General features: G+C 53.9%; 8 protein-coding genes. 2 read left to right on the top strand and 6 right to left on the bottom strand.

The window, feature by feature from the left end; all coding sequences use genetic code 11:
* Positions 1 to 232 precede the first annotated feature (232 nt).
* From B5F80_RS10975 to B5F80_RS10955, 6 genes are all read right to left on the bottom strand, one after another.
* Positions 233 to 628 (bottom strand): pyridoxamine 5'-phosphate oxidase family protein, encoded by a 396-nt coding sequence (locus B5F80_RS10975; RefSeq protein ID WP_204246401.1) that lies wholly within the window; start codon positions 626 to 628, stop codon positions 233 to 235.
* 171 nt (positions 629 to 799) lie between these two features.
* The gene (locus B5F80_RS10970) at positions 800 to 1054 is read right to left on the bottom strand and encodes a hypothetical protein (RefSeq protein WP_087478859.1); all 255 of its coding nucleotides are present in this window, start codon (positions 1052 to 1054) and stop codon (positions 800 to 802) included.
* A 223-nt stretch (positions 1055 to 1277) separates the two neighbouring features.
* Positions 1278 to 1454 carry a hypothetical protein gene (locus tag B5F80_RS11300; protein WP_157949725.1) on the bottom strand — a complete coding sequence of 59 codons (177 nt, stop codon included), beginning with the start codon at positions 1452 to 1454 and terminating at the stop codon, positions 1278 to 1280.
* A gap of 159 nt (positions 1455 to 1613) precedes the next feature.
* On the bottom strand, positions 1614 to 1997 hold the full coding sequence (gene panD, locus B5F80_RS10965; RefSeq protein WP_087478858.1) for an aspartate 1-decarboxylase: 384 nt from the start codon (positions 1995 to 1997) through the stop codon (positions 1614 to 1616).
* On the bottom strand, positions 1994 to 2851 hold the full coding sequence (gene panC / locus B5F80_RS10960; protein WP_087478857.1) for a pantoate--beta-alanine ligase: 858 nt from the start codon (positions 2849 to 2851) through the stop codon (positions 1994 to 1996). Before panC ends, panD begins: the two co-directional genes overlap by 4 nt.
* 15 nt (positions 2852 to 2866) lie before the next feature.
* Positions 2867 to 3829 carry a bile acid:sodium symporter family protein gene (locus tag B5F80_RS10955; protein WP_087478856.1) on the bottom strand — a complete coding sequence of 321 codons (963 nt, stop codon included), beginning with the start codon at positions 3827 to 3829 and terminating at the stop codon, positions 2867 to 2869.
* Positions 3830 to 4444: 615 nt separating this feature from the next.
* On the opposite strand from B5F80_RS10955, the gene B5F80_RS10950 reads away from it, so the two are divergent.
* Together B5F80_RS10950 and B5F80_RS10945 are read left to right on the top strand one after the other, a co-directional pair.
* Entirely contained in the window at positions 4445 to 5269 is an 825-nt protein-coding gene (locus B5F80_RS10950; protein WP_087478855.1) for an undecaprenyl-diphosphate phosphatase, read from the top strand.
* A 315-nt stretch (positions 5270 to 5584) separates the two neighbouring features.
* The gene (locus tag B5F80_RS10945; protein WP_239386355.1) at positions 5585 to 7057 is read left to right on the top strand and encodes a sodium:solute symporter family protein; all 1473 of its coding nucleotides are present in this window, start codon (positions 5585 to 5587) and stop codon (positions 7055 to 7057) included.
* Positions 7058 to 7231: the final 174 nt, after the last annotated feature.

Here is a 7231-nt window from a genome sequence, read left to right as displayed (position 1 = left end):
TGATTGCTCCTTTGTTGATGATTTCTCGCAAAACCATTTTAACATGAAGCTTCACTATGGATTTTTGTTTTTTTGATTACCTGTTCAAATTCATTTTACAATTAACCTTCATCTCTCCTTACGCCGCTCTTCCTTATAAAAGGAGCCCGAAAACAAAGACATGTCTTCAGGCTCGCCGTATCATACTCATGCAGCTAAAGGTATCGCCGCGTACCGTTATTTTTCCTTTAGTTTATAATACTTTCTTATTGTCTGCGCTGGGCGTCGTCACGATAACCTGTTCCGTAGAAATAATTAAAGCGCCTTTAGCTGTCGCCGCGCCGTTGAACATCGCTTCGACCATGTTCTTAAACGTATCCACGACAGGGCCTTCCGTCACGTATTCGGCGACGCCTTTAATCTGATACCCTTCCAGGCTTTGCCCGTCATATACGGAAATCGCGATTTTGCCGCCGTTGGCCTTGATATTGCGCAGCGTCGTTTCTAAAAATACGTCGCCGACGACCAATTTGCCATCTTCCGTCACGTCTTTAAAGGCGACGGGCACGACGTTCGGTTCGCCGTCCGCGCAGGTAGCCAAATCCCAAATGCCCGACTTCAATAACGCTATAACCTGTTCATTCATCATGATGCATACCTCCCATGCAATGCCTCTTAATTGATTTTGTCTGAACTCATTATAAAAAATTAACTCGCGGCGAACAATATATTAGCAAATTTATAAGTCGCTCATAAATTTATGAGCGGCAGAAAAAACAAGCTCCCTCCGGAGGGATATCCGCTGAAGGGAGCTTGTCCGTTATTTCTGTGTCACTGTCTGGGCGTCGTTCTGATGGCAGTAGCCGCGGTGGTGGTGATGCCCTCGTCCCTGGCCGCGTCCCCGGCCGTCGCCGTAAGGGCAGTCCTGATGATAAGGGCAGGTATACTGGCTCTGGCTCTGATTCGTCAGAGCCGTATCTGCCGTGCCGTCGGCGGCAAAGGCTGCCGTACAGCCGACTAAGGCGACAACTGCCAGGATATACCGGAATTTTTTAGCCATAACGATCGTTTTCATAACGTATACCTCCTATGCTGAAATCCATTGTATGATGTGTTCCTGATTACAAGTACAGTATATAAGAAGCCCGTGAATAAAGGATGGAGAAGTTATGAAGAAACTATGAAGATTTTCATCGTTCCAAATGGGGCAAGCAAAAGCAGTTATTAAAAAAAAGCGTTCTCTCCTCATCTGCGATGGATAAGGGGAAAACGCTTTTTATGCTCGTCCTGCGCCGTCATTACCAGCCGCAGCCGTGATGATGGCCGTGGCCGGAGCCGTCGTGGCAATAGGAATAGGCGTCGGGGCTGACCTGAACGGAAGCAGCCTGTCCGTCAGCGGCAAAGGCCGCCGTGCAGCCGGCGAAGGCCATGACGGCCAGGGCGACGCGCAGCTTTTTAGCCAAAAAGAGTTTCATAGGTACGCCTCCTTGCAATACGTGAGTTATGTAAAAGAAAGTATATCTGTTCTTCAGTACATCTATAGTATACTGCTTGCCTATGAAAAAGTCATGAAGAAATTGTTAAGAAAATGTGAAGACAGGAAAGAGGCGTTTCACGTGAAACATGGGCCGGCCTTAATGGGTCTGGCCGTGATGTTCTGCCTGGCGCACTTCGCGGACGGCGTTCTGTCCGTCGACCATGACGACGGTCGGCACGTAGGACCGGGCTTCGTCCTCGGTCATGAAGGCGTAGGCCATGATGATGACTACGTCGCCGGGCTGGACGCAGCGGGCCGCCGCGCCGTTCAGGCAGATGACGCCGGAGTTCTTCGGCCCGGGAATGACGTACGTTTCCAGGCGGGCGCCGTTGTTGTTGTCGACGACCTGGACCCGTTCGTTCGGCAGGATATGGGCCGCTTCCATCAGGGCTTCGTCGATGGTAATACTGCCCATGTATTGCAGGTTGGCTTCCGTAACGGTAGCACAGTGGATTTTAGATTTCAGTAAATTCAGTATCATTTTGCGGCATCTCCTAAAATAACGTTGTCGATCAAGCGGGTCTTGCCGATGCGGACGGCGATGGCCAGCAGACACGGTTCATTCACTGTTTCCACAGGCAGCAGGGCCGGGAAGGAGAACAGGTCTACGTAGTCGATGACGGCCATGGGCTCGCTCTGAATTTCTCTCGTGACGATAGCTTTCAAGGCTTTGGCATTCGTTTCGCCGCCGTCGTAAGCGGCTTTAGCCTTTCTCAGGCTGCGCGACAAGACCAGGGCCGCTTCCTTTTCTGCCGGCGAGAGGTAGGCGTTGCGGGAGCTGCGGGCCAGGCCGCTGTCTTCGCGGACGATGGGCACCATGTTGATGTGAACGGGAATGTTCAAATCGTCGATGAAGCGGCGGACGACGACGACCTGCTGGGCGTCTTTCTGGCCGAAAAAGGCTTCGTCAGCCCGGGTAATATTCATGAGCTTCGTGACGACCGTCGCCACGCCGCGGAAGTGGATGGGCCGCTGGGCGCCGCACAATTTATGGGTAATGTCGCCGTCTACGTTGACGTAGGTGCAGTATCCTTCAGGATACATTTCGGACGGTTCGGGATGGAACACGGCATCGATGCCGACGCTTTCCAGCTTGCGGCAGTCTTCTTCAAAGCGGCGCGGATAGGCGTCGAAATCCTCGTTCGGCCCGAACTGGGTCGGGTTGACGAAGACCGAGGCGATGACGACGTCACACTTTTCCTTCGCCGCCCGCATGAGGGTCAGGTGGCCTTCGTGCAGGGCTCCCATCGTCGGGACGAGGCCGATGCATTTTCCTTCTTTTTTTAAGGCAGCCGAAAAGGCCTGCATATCTGCTACAGTTGTAAAAATTTTCATGATAGAAATGCTCCTTTATGCCAAGTGAATTGATTCTACATTCTTTACGTCTACGCGCTTCCGTTCATCGCGGCGGGCAAAGTAGTTCGCTACGATAGAGCCGGAAATATTGTGCCATACGCTGAAAATCGCGCCGGGAATGGCCGCGGCCGGGCTAAAGTACAGGACGGCCAGCGAGGCGGCCATGCCGGAATTCTGCATGCCCACTTCGATGGACACGGTGCGGGCCTTTTTGGAATCCAGGCGGAACAGGCGGGCCATGCCGTATCCCAGGACCAGGCCGAAGGCGTTGTGCAGCACGACGATAGCCGCCATGAGCAGGCCGACGTCCAGCAGGCTTTCAGCCCCCAGGGCCACGACGCCGCCGACTAGCAGGACGATGGTGACGACCGATACGACGGGCATGACAGGCAGTATCTTTTCTACAGTCCTTTCAAAGAAATGGTGCGCCGTCAGCCCCAGCAGCAAGGGCAGGAGGACCATCTGGGCGATGGAAATCATCATGGCCGTAAAGGATACTTCTATCCACGAGCCGGCCAGGAGCCAGGTCAGGGTCGGCGTAACGACCGGCGCCAGTAGGGTCGTCGCCATGGTCATGGAAACGGACAAGGCTACGTCGCCCTTAGCCAGGTAGGAAATGACGTTGGACGCCGTGCCGCCCGGGCAGGTTCCCACTAAGACGACGCCGATAGCCAGCTCCGGCGGCAGGGCGAAGAGCCAGACCAGAAACCAGGCCGCCAGGGGCATGATGAGAAACTGGGCCACGACGCCCAGCAGGACCTCCCAGGGACGCTGCAGAACCCGCTTAAAATCCTGGAAGGTGAGGGTCATGCCCATGCCGAACATGACGACGCCCAGCAGCCAGCCCACGTAGGGGCCGACCCAGGTCAGGGTCTGAGGCCGCACGGCCCCGACGACGCCGATGAGCAGGACGAAGAGGGCCATGTTGTTCACTAAAAAGCCGCAACATTTTTTCAAGGTATCAACCTCCTAGTAAAATAGTCGGGGCAAAAGAAAAACGCCTTCCGGCGTAGACCGAAAGGCGCACATACACAAGTGCTGCAACCAGCGCGCAGAGACACGAACGCAGCAATCCCCTGCACGCCTGATTATGATGAGTGACCCTTTCTGTCTCGGTCCGTTACGATCCAAGCAGATGCACGTACATCGCGCAAATATAATTATCCGAAAAAGTATAACTCACAAAGGTGATGTCATCTTTTGCCTTGCCCGTATCTTACCACATCGGGCTGAAAGAAACAAGAGTAAAATTTCACAAACTTTTCCCCAAGGCGAAAAGAGCAACGCCTCTTCGCTGGCCATACCGTAGCGGCATATACAACAATACGTGTTGTTCTATCGAAAAAACGAATTGACAAGACCGGCCTCGTACTGTTAAAATAAGCTGTTATTTGTCGCAGCAAGTTGAAATACATTACCACTACCGGCGGCAATACTTTCTTTATCTGTATGCACATATGTTGTATAAATTAAACGCCGATGCGCGACGATTCCGCGGGCCGTTCTCACTGCCAGGGCAGGGGACGGGCCGGTTTCGCTGCCGTCAGGGTTCACAAAAGAGGAGACCTCCCTATGCTTATTGAAATCGCAAAAGCCGTATTGTTCGGCATCGTCCAGGGCATTACGGAATGGCTACCCATTAGCAGCACAGGCCATATGATCCTGTTGAACGAATTCGTGACCATGAACATGTCGGAAAAATTCATGGAAATGTTTTTCGTCGTCGTCCAGCTCGGCGCGATATTGGCGGTACTCGTCCTGTTCGGCGACAAGCTCCTGCCCTTTTCCCTCCGCGGCGGCTTCCGCCTCAAGGCTGAAGCCCTGGCCTTATGGCCGAAGATCGTCGCAGCCAGCATTCCCGCCGGCGTCGTCGGCCTGCTGTGGGGCAACGAGCTGAACTCTTTGTTTTTCACTTATCCCGTAGTCATCGTCATGCTGGCCTTGTTCGGCGTCCTGTTTATCGTCGTGGAAAACAGGAACAAGGGAAAAGAGCCGGTTATCAAAACAACGGCCGACCTAACCTATAAGGCCGCCCTGTGGATCGGCTTTTTCCAGCTCATCGCCGCCGTATTTCCCGGGACGTCCCGTTCGGGCTCGACGATTATCGGCGCCCTCATGATCGGCGTATCCCGCGTCGCCGCGGCGGAGTTCACCTTTCTGCTGGCCGTGCCGATTATGATAGGGGCCAGCGCCGTCAAGCTGCTGGACTTCGGCCTCCATTTCACGGCCACGGAGGGAGCCGTCCTCCTGACCGGCATGATCGTCGCCTTTGTCGTATCCGTGCTGGCCATCCGCTTCCTCATGTCCTTCATCAAGACCAACGACTTCAAGGTCTTCGGCTGGTACCGGATTATCCTGGCCGCCGTAGCCTCCTTATATTTCTTTATCTTCCAGTAACGAGCCCGGGCTCCTGCAGGCGTTTCCGCAGGGGCCCGATTTTATTTGCCAAAAAATAGATTTATCTATTCAAGTATGAACGCATCTTTTGAGACAAACGTTTAACTTCTTAGAAAACATATTAAATATTGAGATAAAGGACAAAGGCTATGCAAAATTTATTGGAAAACTGCGGATATTTTCTTCTTTTTTCAATAAACTACCTTGTATTTTTCTCCGTTTTGGAATACAATAATAACATCTTATGTTACTGTTGTTGCATTGTACGGAACTACAGTTGCGATAAACAGCTTTTCTGAAGGGGATGAATGGAAAATGTCTATTCAGTTGTGTATTGTCATTTTATATATCGTCTTATTATTCGCCATTTCATTTTACGTCAAACGGCGGGCCAGCAAAAACCCGACGGAATACTTGTTTGCCGGACGGCGCTTCTCTACGGGCCTCGTCGCCGTCAGCATCACCGGCATGGCCGTCGGCGCCGCGTCGACAGTCGGCGTAGCTGAAAGCGCCACGACCATCGGCCTGGCAGCGGGCTGGTACAACGCCGCCTGGGCCATCGGCGCCGTCATCATGGGCTTCGTCGCCGCCGGCAAGTACAGGGCCCTGAATTGTACGACGATTCCCGAGCTCTTTGAACGGAGCTACGATAAAAAGGCCCGGGTCATCAGCGTCATCGGCTTATCTCTCATCATGATCTGCATTACGTCGCTGCAGTACGTCGCCGGCGGGTCTATCCTGCACGCCCTCATGCCCGATATCTTTTCCATGCACGCCGGCATGATTACCAGCGCCGTCGTCTTCATCGGCATTACGGCCATCGGCGGCCTCTGGTCGTCGGGACTGTCCAATATTCTGAGCGTTACGGTCATTTACCTCGGCATCATCTACTCGATGGTGCGCATCCTCATCCGCGACGGCGGCATCAGCGGCATCAACGCCGCCTTGCCCCAGGCTGATTTCGGCTGGTTTACGCCGATGGGCGGCCTGTCCTTCGCCGTCCTCATCGGCTGGATCATCGTCATGACGACCCAGGCCATTACGGCCCAGGGCCCCGTGCAGATCGCCTGCGGCGCCAAAGACGTCAACGCCGCCCGCAAAGGCTATATCTTAGGCGGCATCCTGATTTTCCCCGTCGGCTTCCTCTGCGCCGTACTGGGACTGGCGGCTAAAGCCCAGTTCCCCGAACTGAACCCGACCATGGCCCTGCCGCAGATCATCATGAGTCTCGATCCCTTCTCGTCGGGCATGACCCTGGCAGCGCTTTGGGCGGCTGACGTATCGACGGCCTGCACGATTCTCCTCGGAGCCGGCACCCTCGTCGCCCAGGATATTTTCAAGCGCTTCTTCAAGCCCGATATTTCCCAGGCCAATTACGTCAAGGCCAACCGGCTGATCATCCTGATCATCGGCTTAGGCACGCTGTGGCTGGCCTTCAACGCCGTCGGCATCGTCAAGGTCATGCTCATCGGTTTGAGCCTGACGACGGCCTTCACACTGGTCTTCCTGTGCACCATGTTCTGCCCGTCCCTGTGCCGTAAAAACACGGCCTTCTGGACGACTCTCGTCGGCATCGTCGGCCTCGTAGCCTGGCAGCTGTTCCCGGAAGTCCGCGTGCTGCCGCACGTCATCTACTTCGAATGGCTCATCTGCATCATTACGCTCCTCATCGTCCGCGTCGTCGACAAGACGCCGATTACGCTGCCTACAGTCAAGGCAGAATACGCCGAAGAACCGGAGCAGGTACAGCAAGTGCTCCATTCGGGCTCGGTAAAAACAGCGAACTAACGGCATACGATTCATACAAGCAGTCAGGCCTGCGGGCCCGGCTGCTTTTTTACTGCCGGAGCCGTCGTTAGTGTAAAATAATTGTGGGAAAACTTTACTGCACAAAAGTGAAGAACATATAAAAAGAGAAGGAACTTCTTTGGTATAATGAAATCACCACAATCTCACGCAAAG

This window comes from Megasphaera sp. An286 (assembly GCF_002163455.1).
GTDB classification, from domain to species: Bacteria; Bacillota; Negativicutes; order Veillonellales; family Megasphaeraceae; genus Megasphaera; species Megasphaera stantonii.
The sequence above is the reverse complement of the archived record's forward strand: the minus strand, read 5'-3'. Positions and strand labels throughout refer to the sequence as shown.

What these genes read in the sequence shown, in the direction of transcription:
- B5F80_RS10975 (WP_204246401.1), bottom strand. Translation starts at nt 628, where the DNA reads ATGATGAATGAACAGGTTATAGCGTTATTGAAGTCGGGCATTTGGGAT.
- B5F80_RS10970 (WP_087478859.1), bottom strand. Translation starts at nt 1,054, where the DNA reads ATGAAAACGATCGTTATGGCTAAAAAATTCCGGTATATCCTGGCAGTT.
- B5F80_RS11300 (WP_157949725.1), bottom strand. Translation starts at nt 1,454, where the DNA reads ATGAAACTCTTTTTGGCTAAAAAGCTGCGCGTCGCCCTGGCCGTCATG.
- panD (WP_087478858.1), bottom strand. Translation starts at nt 1,997, where the DNA reads ATGATACTGAATTTACTGAAATCTAAAATCCACTGTGCTACCGTTACG.
- panC (WP_087478857.1), bottom strand. Translation starts at nt 2,851, where the DNA reads ATGAAAATTTTTACAACTGTAGCAGATATGCAGGCCTTTTCGGCTGCC.
- B5F80_RS10950 (WP_087478855.1), top strand. Translation starts at nt 4,445, where the DNA reads ATGCTTATTGAAATCGCAAAAGCCGTATTGTTCGGCATCGTCCAGGGC.
- B5F80_RS10945 (WP_239386355.1), top strand. Translation starts at nt 5,585, where the DNA reads ATGTCTATTCAGTTGTGTATTGTCATTTTATATATCGTCTTATTATTC.